Annotated in this window: 18 protein-coding genes and 1 pseudogene; 6 read left to right on the top strand and 13 right to left on the bottom strand. The window is 38.2% G+C overall.

The window, feature by feature from the left end:
- Position 1: 1 nt before the first annotated feature.
- The 3 genes from KI363_RS01840 to KI363_RS01830 form a co-directional block, all read right to left on the bottom strand.
- Complete coding sequence (locus KI363_RS01840; RefSeq protein WP_246516691.1) at positions 2-883, bottom strand: carbohydrate ABC transporter permease; 882 nt, start codon at positions 881-883, stop codon at positions 2-4.
- Positions 884-897: 14 nt separating this feature from the next.
- Positions 898-3831, bottom strand: coding sequence for an extracellular solute-binding protein (locus KI363_RS01835; protein WP_212965172.1), 2934 nt, complete (start codon positions 3829-3831; stop codon positions 898-900).
- 552 nt (positions 3832-4383) lie between these two features.
- Entirely contained in the window at positions 4384-5286 is a 903-nt protein-coding gene (locus KI363_RS01830) for an ArsR/SmtB family transcription factor (RefSeq protein WP_158322286.1), read from the bottom strand.
- 793 nt (positions 5287-6079) lie between these two features.
- Between KI363_RS01830 and KI363_RS01825 the strand changes: the two genes are divergently transcribed.
- The 5 genes from KI363_RS01825 (at position 6080) to KI363_RS01805 (ending at position 10952) form a co-directional block, all read left to right on the top strand.
- On the top strand, positions 6080-7312 hold the full coding sequence (locus KI363_RS01825) for an extracellular solute-binding protein (RefSeq protein WP_212965170.1): 1233 nt from the start codon (positions 6080-6082) through the stop codon (positions 7310-7312).
- A 205-nt stretch (positions 7313-7517) separates the two neighbouring features.
- On the top strand, positions 7518-8393 hold the full coding sequence (locus tag KI363_RS01820; protein WP_158322288.1) for a carbohydrate ABC transporter permease: 876 nt from the start codon (positions 7518-7520) through the stop codon (positions 8391-8393).
- 35 nt (positions 8394-8428) lie between these two features.
- A complete protein-coding gene (locus KI363_RS01815) occupies positions 8429-9271 on the top strand; it encodes a carbohydrate ABC transporter permease (RefSeq protein WP_373306695.1) in 843 nt (280 codons plus the stop codon).
- 31 nt (positions 9272-9302) lie between these two features.
- Positions 9303-9746 (top strand): hypothetical protein, encoded by a 444-nt coding sequence (locus tag KI363_RS01810; protein ID WP_246516689.1) that lies wholly within the window; start codon positions 9303-9305, stop codon positions 9744-9746.
- A 246-nt stretch (positions 9747-9992) separates the two neighbouring features.
- Positions 9993-10952 carry a glycoside hydrolase family 43 protein gene (locus KI363_RS01805; protein WP_212965166.1) on the top strand — a complete coding sequence of 320 codons (960 nt, stop codon included), beginning with the start codon at positions 9993-9995 and terminating at the stop codon, positions 10950-10952.
- 267 nt (positions 10953-11219) lie between these two features.
- Here KI363_RS01805 and KI363_RS01800 read toward each other — a convergent pair whose 3' ends face one another.
- On the bottom strand, positions 11220-12617 hold the full coding sequence (locus KI363_RS01800) for a family 4 glycosyl hydrolase (RefSeq protein WP_212965164.1): 1398 nt from the start codon (positions 12615-12617) through the stop codon (positions 11220-11222).
- 147 nt (positions 12618-12764) lie between these two features.
- On the opposite strand from KI363_RS01800, the gene KI363_RS01795 reads away from it, so the two are divergent.
- Positions 12765-13607 (top strand): helix-turn-helix domain-containing protein, encoded by an 843-nt coding sequence (locus KI363_RS01795; protein ID WP_246516687.1) that lies wholly within the window; start codon positions 12765-12767, stop codon positions 13605-13607.
- A gap of 286 nt (positions 13608-13893) precedes the next feature.
- On the opposite strand, the gene KI363_RS01790 is transcribed toward KI363_RS01795, so the two are convergent.
- The 9 genes and pseudogenes from KI363_RS01790 to KI363_RS01750 all read right to left on the bottom strand — a co-directional run bounded on the left by KI363_RS01790 (position 13894) and on the right by KI363_RS01750 (position 25582).
- Positions 13894-15639 carry a phospho-sugar mutase gene (locus tag KI363_RS01790; RefSeq protein WP_281414038.1) on the bottom strand — a complete coding sequence of 582 codons (1746 nt, stop codon included), beginning with the start codon at positions 15637-15639 and terminating at the stop codon, positions 13894-13896.
- 286 nt (positions 15640-15925) lie between these two features.
- Complete coding sequence (locus KI363_RS01785) at positions 15926-17008, bottom strand: Gfo/Idh/MocA family protein (protein ID WP_158323618.1); 1083 nt, start codon at positions 17006-17008, stop codon at positions 15926-15928.
- 113 nt (positions 17009-17121) lie between these two features.
- Positions 17122-17400 (bottom strand): annotated as a pseudogene (locus KI363_RS01780) (magnesium chelatase subunit ChlI family protein); the annotation flags it as partial.
- Positions 17401-17493: 93 nt separating this feature from the next.
- Entirely contained in the window at positions 17494-18423 is a 930-nt protein-coding gene (gene tagU, locus KI363_RS01775) for a polyisoprenyl-teichoic acid--peptidoglycan teichoic acid transferase TagU (RefSeq protein WP_158323619.1), read from the bottom strand.
- Between the two features lie 590 nt (positions 18424-19013).
- Positions 19014-19625, bottom strand: a complete 612-nt coding sequence (locus tag KI363_RS01770; RefSeq protein ID WP_212965158.1) for a YesL family protein — start codon at positions 19623-19625, stop codon at positions 19014-19016.
- Between the two features lie 754 nt (positions 19626-20379).
- On the bottom strand, positions 20380-22053 hold the full coding sequence (locus KI363_RS01765) for a glycoside hydrolase family 13 protein (RefSeq protein ID WP_212965156.1): 1674 nt from the start codon (positions 22051-22053) through the stop codon (positions 20380-20382).
- A gap of 86 nt (positions 22054-22139) precedes the next feature.
- Positions 22140-23621 carry a glycoside hydrolase family 32 protein gene (locus KI363_RS01760; RefSeq protein ID WP_212965154.1) on the bottom strand — a complete coding sequence of 494 codons (1482 nt, stop codon included), beginning with the start codon at positions 23619-23621 and terminating at the stop codon, positions 22140-22142.
- A gap of 282 nt (positions 23622-23903) precedes the next feature.
- The gene (locus KI363_RS01755) at positions 23904-24722 is read right to left on the bottom strand and encodes a carbohydrate ABC transporter permease (RefSeq protein WP_212965152.1); all 819 of its coding nucleotides are present in this window, start codon (positions 24720-24722) and stop codon (positions 23904-23906) included.
- Positions 24722-25582, bottom strand: coding sequence for a carbohydrate ABC transporter permease (locus tag KI363_RS01750; RefSeq protein ID WP_212965150.1), 861 nt, complete (start codon positions 25580-25582; stop codon positions 24722-24724). The genes KI363_RS01755 and KI363_RS01750 overlap by 1 nt, the downstream gene beginning before the upstream one ends.
- Between the last annotated feature and the right edge of the window lie 20 nt (positions 25583-25602).

Here is a 25602-nt window from a genome sequence, read left to right as displayed (position 1 = left end):
ACTAGGATTCGCTAAATAGCTTCTTCGATATATAAGAGAATAGATAAATAATAAGTAGCAATATGACTGATAATGCTGCCGCATATCCCATTTCAAATCGAATAAATCCATAGTCTTCAATATGATTAACAATTAATTGACCGGCATAAGCTGGTGTGGGGTTAGCCCCGGTCAATTCTACTCCAATGGCTCCTGTTGAAAACGTCCCGACAATCGCCATAACTGCTCCAAACAACATTTGTGGTTTCATAGATGGAATCGTAATATAGATAAGCTCTTGAAATCGATTGCGAATGCCATCAATGGCTCCTGCCTCATAGAGCGTTTCATCTATATTCAAAACCCCTGCCAACATCGCCAAGAAACCTACCCCCATACTTCCCCATAAGGCAACAATAATCATAATTGGTAGAATAAAACGGGTATCTTGTAAAAAGATGATCGGCTCTGTAATAATCCCTGAACGGATTAATAAGCTATTGATATAACCCGCCTGATTTCCACTAAATAGGATCTTCCATACAACCGCCATCGCTACTCCTGAAGTCATGGATGGCGAATAGAAAATCAATGCAAGTATCATGCGAGGAACTGGTGTCAACTGAGCAAGGCACCAGGCAAGCAAGAATGATAAGATGTATCCGCCTGGTCCTACAATCACCGCAAACAATACTGTATTCGGTAGTACATATTGCATAAAAATTTCATCTTGTGTTAATAGATTTATATAGTTTAAAAATCCGATAAAATCAGGACTCTCTATCGTATTGAAATTCGTAAAAGATAGATAGATTGCCATCCCAACCGGTATGATAATAAAAAGTGAAAACATGAAAATATATGGGAGCAAAAATATATACGGATTTTGTTTTACTTTATTCACACGATTGCCCTCCATTATTTAAAGTTAGATTCGGGATTTTCATACAGCTCAATGATTTCTTCATTTTTCATGAATCCAAACTCTTCTAATTTCCGGAAAGTTTCACGATTAATTCGCTTACTGGCTAAGTCGATTGCTGTCCGCAAATTCTCTCCATCTAATACAACTGAGTTGTACGCATTACTAAGTTCCCTTTCAAGCATATAGCTGCCCGGAACCCTCGGAACTTCTGTTAACCAATCTGTCTGTGCCAAGATGACATCCTTATGGCTTGTCTTCCATGGCAATCCATTAAAAGCTTCCACATTTGCTGTATTCCAAATATATTCTTCCCCATAAGTGGTCTGGAGAATATTACCAAAGGAAACTTGGATTTCCGTACTAGACCACCACTTTAGAAACTCCCATGACTCATCTTTTTTATTTGTATCTTGAAAAATAATATTACTTTCCGCTCCCCCTGCCGACCATCGTTCAATCTCTCCAGCTTCATTTTCTATCCCTGGCATTAAAGCAATATCCCAAGAGTTAGCAATCTCTGGGGCGGCATTTAAGATGAGATTGTACATAAAATAATCCGAAATGCCGATCGGAATGGAACCATCCCTGAATTGTTGATAAAAGCTTGGTACTTCATATGGTGTATTGTAAATTGTGAATAGATCTGTTAACTGCCGCATTCCTTCAATCGAAGCATTTTCATTCAACTGCGTCCGGCCAATTGATTCACCGTAGAATTCGCCCCCATTTTGGTAGATAATCGGCATTGTCCCTGCGAAAGTTTTCATTCCAGGCATTCCAGCTGTTGGATAGAAGAAATTCATCCCTTTTCTTTGCAGCTCTGGTAAATAAGTTCTCACTTGATCCAATGTATCCGGTACCTTTAAATCCAATGTGTTGAGAATATCCTTTCGATAAAACAGCACCCAAAAATTCATTGTATCTGGTAAGGCATAGACGCCCCCTTGTACAGTTGCAGGAATGTGTAACCCCTTGGGGAATCTGGCACTTACTTCTTCAAAGTCTGCAAATTCGGATAAATCCACTAATGCTCCCCGAATCGCAACCTCAAAGGGCAAAGCATAGTTAACGCCTAATGCCACATCTGGCGCATCCCCTGCTGCATTAGCCAATATTAACTTATTTTGATCAGGCATAAGGGAAAGGTCTACCTTGATCCCTGTTTCAGGAGTAAATTGCTCATCGATTAATTGCTGCATAATTTCTACATACTGTCGCGGTCGATTCACCCATACTTGTAAATGATTTTTATCGACACTCTTAACTGAATAATCTTGATCACCGAATGATTTAAACAGACGCTCTACTTTTAAATATTGCTTGGACAAGAAATTTTTAGATTTCGGGATATCTTTCTTATCTTGATAGAAGTAAAGTTTATCAATCGATAAACCGTTGTTATTTATTTCCTGTAATAAATTCCCTAGATAAGCGGTAATGGAATTGGTCCCTGTTGAAAGCTCGTTTTTCCTTACAATTAATTTATCAACGTCTTTTGCCATGCTCCGCAATTGTTTTTCGGAAATTGTTAAGGATGAAAAAGCCCCGATTTCCGCCACCTCAGGGTTATATATTTTTATATCTTCATACATTCTGTTTAGTTGATCTGCCCATGAAATAAGAAGATCTGTTACTCCAGGAATAAACATTTCCACATCAATATCCCGATTTCGATCCACATTCGGTCCAACTAAATTCGTTAATTCTAAAGATAGCGCTTGAATTTCTCCTAACATTTGTTCAATTTCTTCAATCGTATCTTTAATTGGATCAATGCTTATCGCCAAACTAAGAGTATGTTGGCCTGCTTCCAAATAAACCGGAAGCTCTTCCCCACTCTTCGAATCTAGTAAAGTCGTATTTGTAAAATTTGTCGTATAGTCGATCGGATAATTTTTTAACTCTTGAAAGGGAATTTCTCCATCTATTAAAAAATTCAAAAACACCGGGAAATCCGCTTTTACATTTTGTCGATAATGCATGCCTAAATAATAAAATCCTGACTCTTCTACCTCAAATGTATAAGTAACTTTATGACCAGGGCTTTTAAAAGCATCACCATCTAAATAATTTAGCACTCGCCGATCTGAATGATATGGTGTTAGGTCAGCATCAAATAAAGCATTGGCTCGGATCGAGGAATCGTTTTTATAAGTCATATCCTCGGCCTCGATCAAAACAAATCCATCCCCAGAAACAGGATATTTTTCATAATTTTCCAACTTTAGTTGTGGTGATAAATCGATAGAACGAATAAGTAAATTCCCCTCTGTACTCTTAAAGGTTAATTGATTTGTCCCTTTTTTCAATTCGATCAAAAAAGGGTAACTATTCCTATAACTGGTGTCATTAAGATATTTTTTCTGCCATTCATCTACTTTAACTGGTTGAGGAATAATGTCATTCCCATATTTATCCTTTTTTATCTCTTCAGGATTTTTCCATTTACTCTCAAAGACAAGGTTTCTAAGTTCATAGAATGGAAATTCTCCATTCACTTTCAACTCTATTTGTGTTGGTAATATATTTTTTCCAGTGATCGCATAATCAAAGCCAATTTGATAAAGGGATGTTGCAGGAGCTTGGAGCGTAATGGTCACTTCTTCCCCTTGATCAATTTTGATTACCTTTTCCCCTTCATATTTATCTAGGGATGAGTGATCCTTAACTAATTCGCTTACATTTTTGAAGTTAATTTCCTTACCTGTGTATGGATTAGCTTCGTTTTCTTCTAAATAAGTACTATACTTTGCTTCCAATTCCGATACAGCTCCAACAATTGCAGCTGCATTTTTCACATTGGAAGATGAATCCTCATTCTTCTTATCATCCTCCTTTGCATAGCCTACTAAAGCAAAGGATTGGGAAAAGGTAAGCAAAAATGTAATAAATAAAAGCTGGAATCTTCTATTTTTTAATAAAAGCAAATTTTTCACCCCAAACATATTAAATAAGCAATGCTTAAATTTAAAACACTTCATGTCCATCTTGAACAACCCAGCGACAAAAAACCGAATCGTTTCTTCTTTCTAGGGGGATTTGTGAATAGGTCAGTATTCTATTGTTAACCTCCCTTTGCAAATACATTGAATATTTTTCCAAAGCAAATTCTGGTAGTCTAGTTCTTTTGAAGTAAATATATTATACTTGTTCGTACATGTCAATAACATTTTTCTAGGAAACAGTACATTTTTTATTATTTCCCTTACAAGTCCGAGCTAAATAGCCATATTTCTCAACTATTTTCAAATAATATCTGAATATATGTATGTACAACTTTTGTTAACCTTATAAAGGAAAAAGACTAATTCCCCGTTTCTCGTTAACAAAAAGGTTAGGTATATACTACTTTGCTTCCATTGTAAATACATGTTAAGGCTAGTTATCTATTTACGAGGTAAACAGGTGATGAGTATATAAAAAACGACCCTACTATTTACGTTAGAGTCGTTTTCGGGTTTTAGCCTTTGCTTTTCAAATTATAAGTAATACATCTTAAACACAATATCTTGGTCATGGTTTCCAAATTTTTTCCCGAAAATGGTTGCACCACCAACATGTTCGGCATCCTCTTTTACTTCGATGCGAAATGTCCAGCGATCGCAATCTGTTTCTAAATCCTCTACTACCACGTCGGATAATGGATCTCCATCAATATACGTACCATGATCAGTAATTCTAATTGTTTTCAATAGACCATATTGGTTAATGTTGCTCGGCCACCAATCAGGAGTAAATTTTCCCCGTGTATCCGCAAAATCACCAGGACTTGTCCATGTACCTAGTTCTAAGCCATTCAATGAAAAAGTGATATCAGATGGCCATACATCATTGGCAAAAGGGAATTCTGATGAAATTTCCAAACTAATTTCAAATTGCTGTAGCTGTTCCTCTTTCTTAAGAAAGTTGGCAACATTGTATTGAACAAACCCTTGAGTAAACCATAAGATTTCGGCATCCACCCTTTTAGGGTCCATAAAATATTTTGGATCATCCACCGGACCGATAAAATCCTTTTCTGTTGCAATTCCGCAAGTTGGTTTGAAATCAAAGTCCGTATAATGTCCTATTGGCACAGAGGTTTCATAAGCAGCAAAGGAATGATAGATTTTTTTCGGAAAGTTAATTTCAATATGATCCACTTTTAAAATCGATATTTTTTGTCTTCCTGATTTCCCCGGAACTCTCTCTGTTCGAATCAGACCAGCATCCTCTAACTTTTGAATATGCTTGGTTACAATCGGACTGCTAATCTTCAACTCCTCAGATAATTCTTTAATATTCATTTTGTTTTTAGATAACAATTGAATAATTCTAAGTCTCACCTCACTTGCCAATGCTTGATAAACAATTAGTGAGGACTGATCTATTTCTAATTGCACAGAATTCCCCCTCTTTCATTTTTTATAAGAAAAGCGCAAGCGTCCGTTTAGCGACGTACAAACTTGGATAATAAGGCTGAACGGCTAAAATCGCGCCGTCCTGGCGGCAGACTCAATCGCGACGTCCTGTCGCTTCGTCTGCACTAGTACATCCTTGTACGTCGCAACGCCGTTCTGACCAACATCCTGTTGGCCTGAGATAAAGGAAACACGATGAACCACGAAATGCGGAAGGCGGTTGCTTAGGGGCGACAAGCAAATGTTCCTGAACCTAGGAAGGGCGGTTTTTCCCTTCCTAGGTTCAGGGTTATTTGACCTCGAGCCCCTACCGCCTGTAGCTAGACACCGAAGGGTGGATCGATGTTGACTTACGCAAGCAGGCACCGAAAGTTTGCTAGTCGCTGGGCGCTGGAGCTAGATCCAGCATTACTAAATTTATACTTTCCCACCCTGTAAAAATTAAATCACTCTTCTTTAGGCCAACACGAAGTTGGTTACAAAGGCGGTTGAGCCAGGACGGCGCGAACTTAGCCTTTGAACCTTTGAAAAATTTAAAATAATGAGTACTTATATATCATAATATAATCATTCAAGAAAAGTAAACACAACAATATTTACCCTTATTCTAATTAACCTTTTGATTAATTAAATTGTATATAATTTAAATTAAATTCACAATTTTATTATTGACAGCGTTTCATCTGCGCTATATACTAAATCCAAGTTAATTATTCACGAGATTTATAGTCTTGTTAATAACAACTTAGTAATCTACAAACTGGGAGAGGATAAAATGAGAAAGAGCATTCTTTCAATGTTGTTGGCTGTAGTAGTTATATTGCTAGTCGCTGGATGCAGTAATGATGATAAAAATACAATTACATTCTGGACACCACTAACGGGGGATGATGGAGCGTACATGGATGAAATTGTAAAGAAATACAATGCAACAAACCCTGAAATTAAAGTGAAGCATGTTATTACATCTGATATGTATACGAAATTATCGACCGTCTTGAATTCGGGTAAAGGAGTTCCTGATTTAACCATTATTCATGCGGATCGTGTTCCTTCGTATGTAAAACAAGGGGTTTTAGAACCCATGACAAATGTAATCGCAGAGCAACCTGAATTAAAAGAAGACAACTATCTACCGCAGGCTTGGTCCGTTGGGAATATTGACGGAACTCAATATACAATCCCGCTCGATATCCATAGCAATGCCATGTACTATAACAAAGATTTACTGAAAAAATATAATGTTGAAAACTTTCTCGATGATGATGTCGTCACATTTGATGAAATGTTGTCCTTACAAGGAAAGTTAGATGAAGGCGATTACGTCCTCAATGACGCTTTATTAAGCTGGGTTATCTTAGCACAAGTTCAAAATCTTGGTGGAGATATTCAAGAAAATGGAGAACCAGCAGTAAACACGGATTTCATGAAACAAGCTATTGAGGCAGTGAAGGAATTAAGTGATGCCGGGCTAATGACTCCTTATGGGGAAGATGGTTACTTAATGTTCCAATCTGGGAATGTTTTATTTTCGACGGATGGTACTTGGAGTTCAACTGCCCATGCGGATGTAGAAGGTTTGAATTTTGGTGTCACGAATATTTACGCTTTTGAACCTGATAAGTATACCAATAGAGCTTCCTCCCATTTATTTTCTATGTTAAAAAGTGACTCCAGAACAGAGGAAAAAGAAAAAGGAATCGCTCAATTTTTAGACTTTATTCGCCAGAACTCGATGGAATGGGCAGAAGCTGGACAAATTGTAGCAAGTAAAGAAGTGAATGAAAGTCCGGAATATGAACAATATATGCAATCCTTTTTTACTTCTAATGAAGAGGAAACTGAATCCCTTTATATTTATACGTATGAATATTATGCGTACGTACAAGAGGCATTGGATAAGTATGTACTAGATATTGTTCATGGAGAAATGGATGTAGAGGAAGGCCTGGACACTATGCAAAAATTTGTTGCAGATAAAATTAAAGAAAACGAAGCAGACGAATAAAAACTGTATAGTTGTACATATATGGTTTGAAAAAGAGTAATCGGTGGGGATTTTGTCCAGTTCCCACTGATTGATGTGTAAGTGATTTACTCATTTTTTCTTCAAAGAAGGGCTCCCCCTACTATGAGGTGAAGATACAGATGCTGCATTAGTTGAATTTCAAACCTATTTTCTTTGGGACAGTTCGACACAAGGAGGAATCTCGATGAATAAAAAAATAAATTGGTCACCTCTTTTCTTTGTAGGTCCCCATGTCATTTTATTTGCTGTTTTTATTTTTTTACCAACTATCTATGGAATATATGCTTCCTTTACGAAATGGAATTTAATCAATGATCCCGTTTGGGTCGGGCTACAAAATTATAAAACCATTTTATTGAGTACCGACTCTACCTTTCATTTTCAATTTACCAATGGATTAAAAAACACACTCATTTTTGTTGTCCTGAGTGTTCCATTATTAATTGTCATTCCTTTAATGGTCGCTGTTGCGCTTGAACATAAACAAGTGAAAATGAAGAGTTTTATCCAGTCGATTATTTATATTCCCGGTCTTATTTCTATTTCTGCAGCGGCTTTGATTTGGTCCTTAATTTTTAATAAGCAGTTGGGAATTACAGGCAATGTCTTCGGTTCAGAAACCGTTTGGGCTTCCACCCAACCTTATGCTTGGTTGATCATTATCGTCATCACCGTCTGGGGTGGTGTTGGAGGCAATATGATTATTTATCGTGCATCGATTAATGGTGTCGGGCGAGATTTATATGAATCTGCTGAAATAGATGGAGCTGGAGCGATTCGAAAGTTTTTTAGTATTACATTGCCATCGATTCGCTTTCCATTAATTTATACGTTTGTGATGACAACCGCAGGAGCCTTTAATGTATTTGGTCAACCGTTGATGATGACGGATGGTGGTCCAAAGCAGAGCACAACCGTGTTAATGATGTACATTCGCCAACTTGCCTTTAGTCATGGAGAATCTATCGCTGGAATGGCTTCCGCTATGGCGGTTCTACTTGGTTTAGTCATATTAGTCATTTCTGCCCTACAATATTATGTGATGAACCGAAATGCTTAATGAAATGAGTAATGGGAACAGAAAGGTGTGAGAAGGTGTCAAAAAGTAGAAATTTCTCTAAATATATTGCCTACGCATTTCTAATAATTGTCTGTTTAATTTGGGCGGTACCTATCTTATTTGGGATTACAACTTCATTTCGCTCACAGGCAGAAGTTGTATCTAGCGGTTTTAGATTATTACCTGTTAACTGGATCGTGGATAACTATGTGACGATACTTGAAAATACATCAACTGCTCCAATCCTGCGTTGGTTAATGAATTCCATTTTTATCGCAACAACGCATACACTTTTGGTTATTGTCGTCATATCGATCACGGGATATGGCTACTCAAGATTGAAATTTAAAGGAAGAGATGCCCTCTTCTTTACATTGCTTGGTATTTCCTTTTTTCCCGCGGTCGTCAACCTGATTCCATCCTATAAAATCATTGACGCTCTTGGATGGGTCAACACAGCCTGGGCCATGGTCATTCCAGGTTTAGCAGGGATGGGAAATATCTTCCTTGTGCGCCAATTCATGAAGGGTATCCCAACAGAGTTGGATGAATCAGCGCGCGTTGATGGTGCTAGCGATTTCCGGATCTTTATCTCGATCATCCTACCACTGATCAAACCAGTTTTAATTGTATGTGGATTGTTTTCTTTTACCGGATCATGGAATGATTTCTTATGGCCAGTGATCGTCTATACAGATGTTGATAAAATGCCGGTTACAGCAGGACTCTTATTATTGCAAGATATTTACGGAAATTATCGGATGATCGGTCAATTGATGGGATCCGCTATCTTAGCAATTATTCCCACATTATTGTTTTTGTTCGCCCAAAAATATTTCGTCCAATCGATTAACCTGAATTCTGGAATCAAGGGATAGATGAGATTTCAAAACAAAAGGAGGAAGTACCGTGAAAAGAGGAGCTGAAAGAAAGCTATTAATTGCAGGCTCTATCTGGAATATGTTTACAGCCCTTATCACGATTTTCGGTTATTCCATTTGGTTTAAAAAAACTGGTGTCAAAGGTTTAGAAGAAACAACACTTGATCATGTCTTTGCGACAACAACTGTCATTGATCATGTCACAAAGCTGATTGTCATGTTTGGACTACTTATCTTTGTAGGGGCGATTATTAATTTTATCATTTCGAGAAAAATGAGAGATGGCGAAATCCAACCGAAAATACTGATTTGGATCGCTTGTTGGGGAGTCTTTCTCCTCTTCACCATGGACATCATTGGATTTGTCCTCTATTTAATTGCATTTGTGCTTTATCTTGCCAAAAATAAAGCCATTAAACTATCGGAAAGAGAACAAAAGCGCAAGCGCCTGTTTAGCGGCGTACAAATTTAAAGCCTTCTGACGAGATAAAGGAAACACGGCGAAGCATGAGCCGATGTTGACTTATCGTAGGAAGAAGGCGTAAATTTGCTAGTCGCTAGGCGCTGGAGCTAGATGTCGACTTGCGACATAAGCATGTTATCCACAAGTCAAGATTTTAAAGTATGGCTTAGTACGGCTAAACCAATAGAAAGTCTATCATAATCAGAGAAACTTTTAAAAAAAATATAAATCACAATATATATGGGGGTTGACATCATGTCTACATTCAAAGTAAAAAATCCATTAATCGAACAACGTGCAGATCCTTGGATCTTCAAACATACGGATGATTATTATTATTTCACAGGGTCAGTACCTGAATATAACCGCATTATTTTACGCCGCTCCAAAACGATTCAAGGACTTACAAACGCTGAAGAAAAAGCAATTTGGTGGAAACATGAAACCGGACCAATGAGTGCCAACATTTGGGCTCCTGAAATTCATTATATTGATGGAAAATGGTATATTTACTTTGCGGCTGCCCATACATCTGAAACCAATGAAGGACTATTTGATCATCGGATGTTTGTGCTTGAAAATTCTTCTGCTAATCCACTAGAAGGGGATTGGGTGGAAAAAGGACAAGTGAAAACGCAATGGGAGTCCTTTTCGTTAGATGCTACTTCTTTTGAACATAAAGGAGTCCGCTATTATGTTTGGGCGCAAAAGGATCCTCATATTCCGGGAAATTCCAATCTTTATATTTCAGAAATGGAAAATCCTTGGACCTTAAAAGGAGAACAAGTTTGCATCTCGACACCTGAATATGAATGGGAGAAAATTGGTTATCTCGTTAATGAAGGAGCTGCTGTCCTCAAAAAGAATGGGCGGATTTTTATGACCTTCTCAGGTAGTGCCACCGATGCCAATTATTGCATGGGATTGTTGACAGCCGACGAAAATAGTGATTTACTCGATCCTCAATCTTGGATCAAAACACCGGAACCCGTTTTCCAAACGTCTGAAGAAACAGGCCAATACGGACCTGGTCATAATGGCTTCACCGTTTCTGAAGATGGACAACAAGACATCCTTGTCTACCACGCAAGAAGCTATAAAGAAATTGAAGGAAATCCATTATATGATCCAAATCGTCATGCACGTGTCCAAGTCATTGAATGGAATGAAGATGGAACACCAAACTTTGGGATTCCAAGAGCGGATACAGAGTGAAAATTGAGGCTCCACGGTAGTGGTGGTAAAGGGAAAAACATTAAAATCGCCACGTCCGCATGCCGTTTTAACCGAGACCCAGAGGACCTTCAACAAGCAATGTTCCTAAACCTAGGGAGGATCTATCCCTCCCTAGGTTTAGGTATGTTTGCCCAAGGGAGGCTAGAACTTTTATTTTTATAGGGAAAATAACTGTATTTCCTTTACATATTCTATTGGACGTTGTACTAGCTGCTCCAACACCATATAGTTCCTTTAATATTCCGTTTACACGACACTCTTTGTGTACCAATGCTCAGGAATTACATCCTTCTCTAACTCTAAAAGTTCAGCAATGATTTGATCTCCATCTGCAATCGAATTGACTAAGGGATCAGTCATCATGGCCCTTCTGAGTTTTTCTCTGTCAGCTTCAACAACAGCTTCAGCTGTCAATTCATGTGTATCCAAAACTAGCTCCTGCATACCACGAATCCCCCGTGGCATCTCACCAACTGGTAATGGTCTCACCCCATCCATCGTAACCTCACATAACAGTTCTAGGAATGCATCGTTGTTCATATTTGTTACCGCCCCTTGGTTAAAAGTATTGATGTAGAACGGTTTATCTAATCCTGCTACCATATTTTCAATAATATCGGTTGCATGGTCTGGTCCAAACCTAGTCATATACTCCTCAATAGGTGTTTCACCGCTAAGGAAACTGTCAATCTCCGTCCACATATACTCGTGGCGCTTGTAGCGATCTTCCGTTTCCCAAATGGATAACGGTGGAATTTGATCTTTTAATTTACCAAGACCTTGCCAATAAGGGACATACTCCTTTGTATGGGCAGTACAGGTTGGAATATAGCCAAAGATCTCATACAACTGGTAGCTTATCTTATCATTGAACAGAGCCTTAGCCCCTGTGTCGCCCCCTACTGTCTCTGTCTCAGCTGATCGTTTCATCGATTCGGCTATCGCAGGAACGACATCCTTTCCTTCATACTTTGCTTTTAATAACCAGGTAAAATGGTTTACTCCAGCTATTCGTACATCGAATTGACGATTTATCTCTTCGGTGTACTCACGTTTATCGCCAATTATCCCAGCCCTTTCAGCATAAATGATTTTTTTATGTGGCATATGGTGTGAATCACACAGTGCAAAACTCTTTAGCTTTGGCGCAAAACGTTTTAATGCAATTCCATTAACTGTGGATGGATTAATATAATTAATAACCCATGCATCAGGACAAATTTGTTCAATATCCTGCACACAATCCATAATCACAGGAAGCTCCCTCATCGCCCGGAAAATCCCTCCCGGTCCGATTGTATCTCCAGAGCACATTCTAATTCCATACTTTTCAGAGACTGCACAATCTATTCCTCTATACTTTACTGTGTCCTCTGCAAAACTAAGCACGACAAAATCCGCATCATAAAGGACCTTCCTTCTGTCAACAGACCCCTCAATCTTCAAATCTACTTTATTAGCTTGGACGACCATTTTGGCTAGCTTTACAAGCTTATTCAGCCGCTCTTCGTTTGTATCTACCAAGGCTAGAGTACCTTTGTTTAGATGTTCGGAATGAACCATCTGCCAGATACATTGTCTGCCAAAGAATAAACTTCCTGCTCCTAAAACAACTACCTTTGGATTAATATGAATCTCCTCCAATCTATTTATTATTTTTAATTATAGAAAACTAATGAAAAATAAAAATGCATTCTAGTAAGCTATTCATGTCATATAGTAAGAACGAGTTTAACGATCTATCCCCTTTTGTTATAATCATTAATATTAACTATGTCTAAAGGTACGGAGTTGGTTGCTATAAATAATTTAAATATTTTCAACGAACTTTCAGAGCTTGTCATGCTTAGAATAAATGGGTGCAGTGAAGCTGTTCATTCCCCAAATTGGATAGAAAGTAAAAATCATTTTGATTATGACTTATGGTGCCTTCAAGAGGGACAAATTGAAATACGTGTTGAAGAAGAGGTGTATCTTGCTTCGGCAGGTGATCTTATTCTTTTTAGCCCTAAGGTGGCGTATACAGCAACAAGTATTGGGAATGGGTGCAGGTTTATTTTTACACATTTTGATTTGGGAATTGGGGACCATCTTGGAATACTGGATAACTTTCAGTTGTCAGGTGTTATTACAAATACGTTAGTTAAAGAGGAAATCCGCCTATTTTTAGAAACATATGAACAATATAAACGGAGCGCCCCTATGTCAGGAATCAGATTAAAGGGGTGTCTTACTATTCTGATTTCCAAGATCATGGAACAATATGGGCTTGGACAATATCGAGGGGAATTTACATATCATACTTATCTACGGAAACAAACTATATATTTGGACACATTACAGCCAGTCTTTCATTATATACAAGATCAACTTCATCAATCACTACGTATCAAAGATCTTGCTTTGCTAGCGGGAATGTCAGAAAAATATTTCATCTATTATTTTAAACAAGCCCTTGGTGTTACACCTGGTCAATACATCTATCAGTTGAAGATGAATCGGGCACGAAATCTATTGTATGAAAGACATTATTCAATCCAGGAAATCGCAAGTATGCTCGGATATTCTGATCCATACAGTTTCTCAAAAGCCTTCAAAAAATATTATAAAGTGCCGCCTTCACAGTTCGTTTGATAATATCGCTCTCTTCTTAGCTACATGGATGACAAGGAAATTTCAAAAAAGACATTGAACCAATGAATGACCATCTATTTCACTAAAATACTACATTTGATCTTTCTTAGAATCAGGCTTGTTCCAGTGTTAAAACAAGCCTGTTTTGTTTTTGCCATGGAACAGCTTAAATCTGGTATCATGCTTGTATTCTCATCGCAAAAGTTGATGTGTATACTAATTCACTAGGGAACTTCAAAAAAAACAGGTTCCAAAAGAAATCTCCCCCGGAACCCATTTTTCTTTTTTATTTCACAAATGTTTGCACAATCCCCATTACTTCAGCTTCTAACTTCTCACGTTTTTCAAGACTTTCTTCCATCGTTTCACCTTTAACAGCGAAATAAAATTTAATTTTCGGCTCAGTGCCTGATGGGCGTAGGCAGAACCATGAGCCATCCTCTAGTTTAAATTTAAGCACATTCGATTTCGGTAAGTTGATTTGACTTTTTTCATCTGTTTGTAGATTCATTGCTTCACTGATCGCATAATCTTCCAATACGTCTACGCGCACTTCCCCAATCGATTGTGGAGGGTTCTGACGGAAAAATTCTAAAATGCCAGCGATTTGCACTGCTCCTTCTTTCCCTTTCAATGTTAAAGATTGCAGGGATTCTTGGTAAAACCCATATTTTTCAAAGATTCCAAGTAAGCCATCATAAATAGATTTCCCTTGCATTTTGTAGTATGCAGCAATTTCCGCAGCAAAAATAGCGGCTTGAACAGCGTCTTTATCACGAACGAAATCCCCGATTAAATACCCATAGCTTTCCTCATATCCAAATAGGAATTGATGTTCACTAGTTTCCTCATATTCCTTCATTTTCTCGCCAATGAATTTGAATCCAGTTAAAGTATCGAGGCAAGAAATACCGAATCTTTCCGCGATCGCTCGACCTATTTCCGATGTGACAATCGTTTTTATGATCACACCATTTTCAGGTAAGTCACCATTTTGTTGCTTTTGGGTCAAAATATACTCAGCCATCAAAGCTCCAACTTGATTACCCGTTAAAACGACAAACTCCCCTTGATCATTTTTTACGGCGACCCCAAGACGATCGGCATCAGGATCCGTACCTAGCAAAATATCTGCTTCTAATTTTTCCCCGTATTGAATGGCCAGTTCAAAGGCGGCATGTTCCTCAGGATTCGGAGAAGCAACTGTTGAAAAGTTTGCATCCGGTAATTCCTGCTCCTTCACAACCGTTACATTTTTAAAGCCAAACTCCTTTAGTCCTTCACGCACAGGGAAATTTGCTGTCCCATGAAGTGGCGTAAAGACGATTTTCAAATCTTGTCCCGCTTTTTGCATGGCTTCTTCATTTAAGTGAATGGATTTTAAAGCCTTTTGATAAGCACGATCTACCTTTTCCCCAATAAAAGTGAGGTAACCTTGTTCTTCTAGTTGTTTTTCATCTGCCACATCAATGTTTAATTCATCACCTGCTTGCTGCACATAGTGAATAAGCTCATCAGCAGGCTTTGGCGGGAGTTGTCCCCCATCTTCTCCATACACTTTTAGGCCATTGTATTCAGGTGGATTATGACTAGCCGTAATCATCACTCCAGCAAAAGCATGCAAATAACGAACGGCAAACGACAATAAGGGCGTAGGCCGCAAACTCTCAAAAACATATGCCTGTATTCCATGTTTCCCAACCGTCTTCGCTACTTCTAAGGCAAATTCTGGAGACATATGGCGACAATCATAAGATATGACTACCCCACGACTTTTAGCCTCTTCTCCCTGGTCTTCTATGTATCTCGCTAGCCCTTCTGCCGCTTTACGTACAGTATATATATTCATCCGATTTGTTCCAGGACCGAGCTCTCCACGCATCCCACCTGTTCCGAACTCTAACTCTTTATAAAAACTTTCCTCTATTTGCTTCTCATCCTGCTCAATCTGTTTCAATTGTTCCTTTAGCCTGTGGTCAAGCGTTGAGTTTTCCTTCCATTGGGAAAATTTCTCTCTCCAACCCATTTCCATACCTCCTAGTCCATGTCTAACACTTCTAAATTTTCATCACTAAAAATTACGATTCTCTGTCTTTATTAATCATACCTGTTTCTCATTTTTGACTCAACTCCTTAGTTGCAAGGGAAATGGAAAAGACCCTACGGAATATGCAGGGTTCCCTTATATGTTTATTTAAATTCAGGTAAGGATATGTCAACTTAGATTTAATCATTCATCAATGATAAAAGTTTACACTTTTTCACGGAAAAAATTCCGATCTACCTTAGATAGATCGGAATAATAGTAGGAAGACCTATTAATCAAAATATACTGCTTTACCAGTTTTCGCTGACTCGTAAATCGCTTCGAGAATTTGTGTCACCACAAAGGCTTGTTCTGGTTTTACAAGTGGCTCTGTATCATTGATAATACTCTCAATCCATTGGCGTGCTTCAATATCGGAATCGTTTTCTGCTTTTCCATCAAAAAATGCAACGCCACCAGCACCTAAATCTACTTTCTTCGTATACAATCTGCTAAATTCTTCCCCATTAATACGAAGGCCATCCTTCATATCTGCTCCAGCAAGTGTCCCACTTAAAGAAACCTTCGCTTCATCCACATCTAATGTATTAAGCGCCCAGCTTGACTCCAAAACAATCGTTGCACCGTTTTCCATTGTAATAAAACCAAAAGCAGAATCTTCTACCTTAAATTCTTCAGGATCCCAAGGACCGAAGGCATTTGCAGCGTTTTCCATATGTCCAAGTTTATGATAAGTTGTTCCCAACACCGCTTTTGGTTTATAATTGTCCATCATCCATAATGTAAGGTCCAATGCATGAGTACCAATATCAATTAGCGGACCGCCGCCTTGTTTTTCTTCATCAAGGAAAACACCCCAAGTTGGTACAGCACGGCGACGAATTGCATGAGCTTTCGCATAATAAACCTCACCCAAATCACCACGAGTACAAACATTATGTAAATGAAGGCTGTCAGGTCTGAAGCGATTATTATAGCCAATTGTTAACTTTTTACCCGTACGTTTAGCTGCTTCAACCATTTGCTTTGCTTCTTCTGATGTTTTCGCCATTGGTTTTTCACACATTACATGTTTGCCAGATTCCAATGCAGCAATCGAAATTTCAGCATGCGAGCTGTTAGGTGTACAAACATGTACAATATCGATGGACGAATCCGCTAACAATTCTTTGTAGTCCTCATAAACTTTTGCACCTTCAACACCAAATTTAGCAGCCGCTTCTTCCGCTTTTTCCACAACAATATCGCAAAAAGCAACCATTTCAACCTGCTCTAATTTCGATAAACTTGGCATGTGCTTACCATTCGCAATTCCGCCACAACCAACAATCGCTACTTTCAACTTCTCCGACATCCATCTCATCCCCTTATTTTAAACTTCGTCTATAATTTAAACGTTTCTATCAAAATAGTCAAGAAGATCTTTTGGGAATTTCCGGGTGCCTAGCACGCCCCGCTTTTCTCATATTAAAATAGTGAACCACTTCTCAGTTGAATGGCCTCTTTAATAGCCTCATCTGAAATATTAGTTTGATTTTCTAAATCGGATATCGTCCTTGCAAGGCGGATAATTTTTAGTTTAACCCGGCTACTCCAATGATGGTTTAATGATAAGGAAAATAACCACTGTTCCTGACTTTTTGTCAACGGGCTTGTTTTTAATAATTTTTCGATTGCCACTTTTCCGTTCGTCTGTTCCGTTTGATAACGGGCGTATTGCCGTTCTCTTGCACCCGGCACTTGGTTTAAGACGTCTTCCCGATTTTCGAAAGCCCTTCAGCGTTAAAACAAAAAAGAGGGAAAGGCCTCTATCCCAAGAAACCTTTCCCTCATTCTTTTTTAGCTCAAACCAAGATGTTCTTTTAAATGAGCTTGAATGTTTGTACGTTCTTCATCTGGAACTACATAATACCAAACTCCACCAATGGTCGAACCGCTACCTTTTATTTCTAATTGTTCAATTTTGTGACGGGCACCGGCATAGTTTTTCTGAATATCAACCATGTCATCCATCGACAAATTTGTCTCGACATTATTACTCAACGCTCTTAACACATCATCATATTTCCAAAGAGCTGAAATATTCGCTCCTTTATTCATAACTCCCTCAATCACTTGACGTTGACGCATTTGTCTTCCGAAGTCACCTCGAGCATCTTGCTTACGCATTCTAGCATAACTTAATGCTGCATCTCCGTCTAAATCAAGCTTACCTTTTGCAAAATGGTGACCACCCTGTGAAAAGTCCAAGTCATTATTTACGGTAATTCCACCAACCGCATTGACGATATCTTTAAATCCATCCATATTCATTTTAATATAGTAATCAATGGGAATATCTAGAAATTTCTCCACTGTATTCATCGACATTTCTACATCTCCAAAAGCATAGGCATGGTTAATTTTGTCGACCGTTCCGTGCCCAACAATCTCAACTCGTGTGTCACGGGGAATACTTAACATTTCCATCGAATTTGTTTGTGGATTCACGGTCACCACAACCATAGTATCAGATCGTCCTTTATCACCAGGTCGTTCGTCTACCCCAAGCATTAAGACCGAAAAAGGTTCTTTCTTCTTTAAAGATAACTCAGATGGTCTCTTTACCTCAGGGGTACGATCAATCGGTTTATGAACAGTGTTTACAGCTTTATTCACATTATGAAAAATCGAATATCCATACCCTACGATTCCCAATACCAATATTAAAAGAACAGAGAGGAATATCTTTAAACCTGTCCTTTTCTTTTTTTGCTTTGCTCTTTGCATTTTTTATATTTCCTTTCCCTTTAAAATTTAGATTCAACCTCTTCGTTGATCATGTATGAGTCATAAGTACAGTTATCTAAAGAATAGACGTCTATTGTCACAAAAAGTTACATTTCGACCATTTTTTCAAAACTATAAACCTATCCTTAATTATACGAAACTTTGCAAGGCGAATTCAATATTAATTTTGTCTAATTTGTGTCACACTATAACTCACCAATGGAAACAACCTCGCTATCGACCGAATTTCCGCATAGGTATTACTCTTACATTTTCTCCAGCCAAAAAAAGGAAAAGGCATAACCACTTCCTTATCCAAGTGCTCTCGCTGTTTAATTAATGGGCGTCGTAACGATCAAAGGCTTGTTAATCAGGATAAGGATCCTCCGTTAAAACCGCAGATTTGGTCCTTTTTGAGCACACACTTAAAAGCTTTTTTAGCGACAATTTCTTCGTTTATCCTTTAAAAAGTGACGAGCAAAATATGTAGAATATTTAAGAATGAAAATGCTAATAACCGAAAATTGCGCTTTTTATTGTTTGCTGTGGAACAGCTTTTAGTGTGGCAGTTGCTTCCATACCATTTTTTATTATCCCTCCGTCTCTGTTACAAATCCAAGAAAAGCATGTAATGCAATTTGAATCCATAAATACGCTACGGGTGCAATGAGAAATACAGCTAGAATAATAGAAATTTTATAGCCGATCCAGCCCAATGCAATAATCATCAAAGCGACAGCGACTGTATGAAAAGGACGAATTAATGTAATGATAGAGGAACCTCTAACTATATTTTTAAATGTGATTTCCATATGTACGATAGACGGTATTCCATGAATAAATAAAACGAGTAAAATGGCTTCAATTAGGTAAGATCCATAAATAAGCACTTGACTAAAAGCCTCATCTACTTGCCGAAAATGCTGGATGTTGATGAGTAATAACACAGCAACCGCCATTAAGGGGAGACCGAATACATTTGCTTTTACAAACATTTCCTTATAAAAACGCCAAAACATTTTTACTATCGATAGTTCCGCTGTCTCTCGTATATATTGCCTAGCTACCGCCATTACAGCCAAAAGAGACGGAAAAAAGCCAAATATCCCTAAACCCAGTACTGTAAAAACCATGAATAATGCTTGTAAAATCATCACTCTTCCTACTACCTGACTGAAGTTCCGCAAAGATTCAGTCTGCATAGAACCACTCCCCCTTACCTGAATTGTGCCTGTTATTCATCTTTTTTGACAACTGTTTCTTAATAATCAAATTTGTAGGAATTTCTATTTTAAAGGAATTTATCTACCTTGAAAACGGTTATTAAATAAAGCAGCTAGCTTATCTTCTATTTATAGTAAGCGTTTTTATATGCTTGAGCAAGTAATGGGTCATCCGACAGCTCTATGAATATTTTTTTAATAGGTGGAAACCTTCAGGACGATCATGATCATGATCACGATCGAGCTCGAATCGTGACCGAAATCAGCAAGAAACTCTCAATGTAGGCACGATTGGGGGCGAATCGTACCCAAAATCAGGTGGAAACCCTCAGCGTGGTAACAATCATGGTTGAATCGTGCCCGAAATAAGGCGGAAACCGTCTGGATAGTCACGATTGGGTTCGAATCATAACCGAAATCAGCAGGAAACGCTCAGGATAGTCACAATTAAGTTCGAATCGTACCCGAAATCAGAAATTCAAATTGGAATGATCTATTGAAATACGAAAAAGGAGCCTTCAAAGCCAGTTCTTTGACTTTTGAACAGCTCCTTCTTATTTCCAAGTTCACTCTTTAAAGCCGGTCATTTTTGGATTAAAGAATTTTTTCGGACTAGAATTTCCCGGGAAATTGTCATTTCGGGAGAAATCCTGATGGTGTTTTCAGCACGAATATTGCGGAATTTGGGCGCAGCTTCCCGTTCTTCCTCTCCGACGTGTCTTTGTCCATTCTTTTACACTTTATAAACTCTAGCTTCAAATGGTTTTAAACTTATATTTTTCACAGCATCATGATCATTTACTTCAAGATTCGCCAATAACAATTGGCTAGATGTTACCTCAAAAGGTAAATCCTCATTCATATTAGCCGTTTGATCTGTCAAATTAACAAGAATCACGACTTTTTCCTCCCCCGTTGTACGGGTATAGGCATAAATTTGCGGATGATCTGGTAGTAGAAGATCATAAGTCCCATAAGTAAAGATTTCATGTTCCTTTTTAAGCTTGATCATCTTTTTATAAAAATGAAGGATGGAATGTTGATCATGTAATTGCTTTTCAACATTGATTGTTTTGTAATTAGGATTGACACCTAACCATGGAGTGCCTGTTGTAAAACCTGCTTGTGGTTCATCTGACCATTGCATAGGTGTTCGAGAATTATCACGACTAGAAAGCCAAATTCCCTTCATGATTTCCTCATGAGGCACCCCTTCTTCACGCTTGATCCGATACATATTTTTATCCGCTACATCATTATAATCTTCGATGGAATCAAACTTCACATTCGTCATTCCAATTTCTTGGCCTTGATAAATAAAGGGCGTTCCTTGCATAAGGAAGTACATTGTTGCTAAAGCCGTCGCACTTTCATACCAATACTCTTGATCATTTCCCCATGTGGAAACTCGGCGCGGTTGATCGTGATTTTCAATAAACAAAGCATTCCAACCTTTATTTTCAAGCGCTTTTTGCCATTTCGTTAAAGCTTTTTTCAATCCAACAATATCAAGATCGGTATTCCCTTCTGTATTCCATAAATCTAGATGTTCAAATTGGAAAACCATATTAAACTTTCCTTTTTCTTCACTGATCCACTCATACAAATCTTCTTGATTTTCTACCTTTACACCATTGGCCTCTCCAACCGTCATGATGTCGTATTTTGAAAATGTCTCTTCTTTTAATTCTTGAAGATATTCATGAATTCCAGGTACGTTCATATGTTTATCAAATGAGGGCACATACTTTAATCCCTCTGGATTCGGCATATCCGTAAGCCCTTCTTCTTTGTTAATATGGCTGATCGCATCTACACGAAATCCATCAATGCCTTTGTCTAACCACCAATTGATCATATCGTGTAAAGCGTGACGAACGTCCGGATTTCTCCAATTTAAGTCTGGCTGCTTTTTTGAAAAGATGTGCATATAGTACTGTTTCGTTTGCTCATCATATTGCCATGCCGATCCACTGAAAATACTTTCCCAGTTATTCGGTTCTTTACCGTCCTTTCCATCGCGCCAAATATACCAATCTCGTTTTGGATTATCTTTTGAAGAACGAGATTCAATGAACCAAGGGTGTTCATCACTTGTATGATTAATCACTAAATCAATGATTAACTTCATACCCCTTTTATGTACTTCTTCTAATAACTGATCGAAATCAGCCATCGTACCAAACTCATCCATAATATCTTGATAATCACTAATATCATAGCCATTATCATCATTTGGCGATTTATACATTGGGCAAATCCAAATCACATCAATACCTAAATCTTGAATATAATCTAATTTCGAAATCATTCCTTGTAAGTCACCAATTCCATCACCATTGGAATCCATAAAACTACGCGGATACACTTGATAAGCTACTGCTTCTTTCCACCAAAACTTTTTCATTTATTATCCCTCTCTCTTAGCCCCGTATTGTTTTAGGACTGCCCCACACCTTTACTTAATGGGGACCTCCTTACCTACTGTCTTATTTAAACACTTTGTTTTAATGACCATTTTTCAAGTTGAATCATTTCTATTGCTGCATCTGAGAAAAATTCAATCCCTGTTGAATCACGCTCCGGGTAGATGCGCGCACTCATGACTTTTTCTCCATTTTGCATAAAAATTTCTACTGAAGATTTATCTATAAACAAATGAAGTTGAAGCTTGCCATTCTGTAATGCAAGCGGCGCTTTCCGAACACCACCTGGTCCTTTACCCGATTTTGAGCGATCTAGTACGATCTTTTCTTCGTCAACATAATAAGTCAGGTTAGTTCGCTCAGTTCCTGTTTCATTCATACGTAAATTCAAGCCAAATTTCGTTGCCTCTTTCGCATCAATCGACACTTTCATTTCTAAGCAATCTCCGTGAACCCCATCTAATTTCTTGTTTTGATCCACGATCAACTTTTGATAGCGGATCGGATCATAACGTAGTGAAGCTAATTCAGGAATCGGATCGATTCTCAACTTTTCCTTTTCTATCGATAAAATACAGGGAATGGTCATCGCTCCAGCCCAATCTTGCTTTTGTTCAGGCATTTCGCTTTCCCACATGGCCATCCAGGCGATGACGATCCGTCTTCCTTGTTCGTCTAGCATCGTTTGTGGGGCATAGAAATCAAAACCGTGGTCCAAAATCTGCCATTTTTCAGAGGTGAAATTTCCTTTGTCTTGATGGAAGTGGCCCATTACGGCTACAGATTGATGAAGGTTATGATAGTAATCCCCTTCAGGGTGAACACCTTGTGGGGACATAACCAAAACATCCGTGTCATCTAGCTGAAATAAATCTGGGCATTCCCACATATACCCTTGGTTTCCTTGCCCTTTTGCAAGTATGTTAACAAATTCCCAATGAATCAAGTCGCTGGATTGATAAAGGAGCGCCTGTCCCATTCGATTCTTTGTTTGCGAACCGAGGACACAATAGTACATGTCGCCTTTTTTCCACACTTTTGGGTCACGAAAATGAAAAGGGTGAACATCCCCATCGGGTGCTTTGTCGATGACTGGATTTTCGTTTATTTTTTCAAAATGAATCCCATCTTCACTCACTGCCAAACATTGAACTTGCTTTAAATCAGTCTCTTGATCTGGCCCAGTCCATTGATTTCCTGTATAAAACAAATATAATTTTCCATCTTTTTCTATAGCACTTCCTGAAAAGCAACCATCCTTGTCATACGATTCGCTAGGAGCTAATGCAATCGGCAACCTTTCCCAGTGAACTAAATCTTTACTTTTCACATGCCCCCAATACATCGGTCCCCATTCAGGGGAGTATGGATGATGTTGATAAAATAAATGATATTCCCCATTCCACATACAGAAACCATTCGGATCATTCATCCAATTAGCTTCTGGCATAACATGGTAATGCAAACGCCAATCATCCTGACTTACTGTCCGACTTTTTTCATTTATTAGGGAATGTGCCTTTGCAATTTCCTGTTGATGTTTATTCATTTAAAATCTCCTTCATACTACTCGCTTTTTCCAATTTCATCACAATCCATATGAAAATTGAGCCTTTGTAGAATACTTGTGTATCTACATCGACTCAATTTTTTAATGAATGCCCAAAATCCAGATACTCATTCGAAATTTTTGCTCTATTGCGCTACTTTCCCGCCTTATTGCGCAAGTTCGTCTTGTGCATCTTCCTGCTTGATTTGCAGAACTCTTCTCCTCATTGCGCAACTTCAAGCTCCTATTGCGGAACTGCGGGCACTTATTGCGAACTTCTCTTTATTTTACGGCTCCTTCAGACACACCTTTGATGATTTGTTTTTGTGCAAAGAAATAACCAATGATGACAGGAATAATCGCAAGGGTTAATCCGGCTAAAGCTAAATGCCATTGCTTCGTATACTGTCCAAAGAAGAAGAACATTTTAATGGGGATGGTCGCTCTCGCTTCTCCCAAAATTAAGGATGGCAATAAATAGTCATTCCAAATCCAAATTACATTCAGAATCCCAACTGTAACCGAAATTGGTTTCAGTAAAGGGAAGATGATATACCAGAAGATTTGGAAACGATTAGCACCATCAATGACAGCTGCCTCATCAAGCGATTTGGAAATTCCCGTCATGGCGCCATGATAGAGGAAAATCGATAGACTACAACCAAACCCTAAATACATGAAGATTAATCCAGCTTTATTTAACATGTTCACACTTCCAAATAAGGAAACAAGTGGAATCATAACGGATTGGAATGGAATTAGCATCGCTGCAACAAAGATTAATAAGAAAAGACCACTTAATTTACTTTTATTACGTGCTAATGCATATCCGGCCATCGACGAGAAAATAACAATGATGATGATACTACAAACCGTAATTAATACGGAATTCCCCAAAGATTTAATAAAATCAAGGTCCTCGAAAGCACGTGAGAAGTTTTCCGTTGCCAATTCAGTAGGCAATCCTAAAACATCTGTAAAAATTTCCTTTTTGGTTTTAAAGGCATTCACAAAAATCAAGTAAAACGGGGAGAGCCAAAGTAATCCGAGCAAAATGCCAAAAGCTTCTACTAAATATAAATTTCGCTTCCTGCTCTTCACTATAAGTCGACCTCCCGCTTCTTATTGTAATAAACTTGTGTAAGGGCAATTACTGCTACAATAATAAAGAAAATGACAGCCTTCGCTTGTCCAAGTGCCATATCATTTTGTGTAAAAGCTGTTCTGACAATATCCATTGCCACCATTTGTGTAGAATCATAAGGTCCTCCATTTGTGAGTGACAAGTTTTGATCATAAATTTTAAAAGAATTGGATAAAGTTAAGAACAAACTAACTGTAAAGGCAGGGGCAACGAGTGGAAATGTAATATTTTTGAATCGTTGAAAGCTATTCGCACCATCGATTTTGGCGGCTTCAATCAAATCCTGTGGAATACTTTCTAGATAAGCGATATAAATAATCATGATATAACCAGCCATTTGCCAGCAGGTTAGGATCACAATCCCCCAAAATCCTGTGTTCGTCGTTGACAACCAGCCAGTCAGAGCTTCAATCCCAAGAGATTTCCCAATATCACTAAACACACTTACGAAAATAAACTGCCAAATAAACCCTAGAATCAGTCCACCAATTAGGTTAGGCATGAAAAAAACAGTTCTTAAAATATTGCTTGATTTCAATTGTCTTGTCACTAACAGGGCTAACCCTAGTCCAAGAACATTTAGTAATATGACTGTGACAACCGCGATTTTTATCGTAAACCAAAGAGCTGGCAAGAAACTATTATCTTTAAATGCATTTACATAATTTTCAAATCCGATAAATTGACCTACTTCCAATCCATCCCAATCAGTAAATGAGTAAAAAATCCCCATAATAAGAGGGATAAAAACAACAATGCCTAATCCGATTAAGGCAGGCCCTAAAAAAATCCAGAATGATAAATCTTTGTTACGCATACTCACCCCTCCTAAGAAAA

Source organism: Lederbergia ruris, from assembly GCF_018332955.1.
Classification (GTDB): Bacteria; Bacillota; Bacilli; order Bacillales; family Bacillaceae_C; genus Lederbergia; species Lederbergia ruris.
The sequence above is the reverse complement of the archived record's forward strand: the minus strand, read 5'-3'. Positions and strand labels throughout refer to the sequence as shown.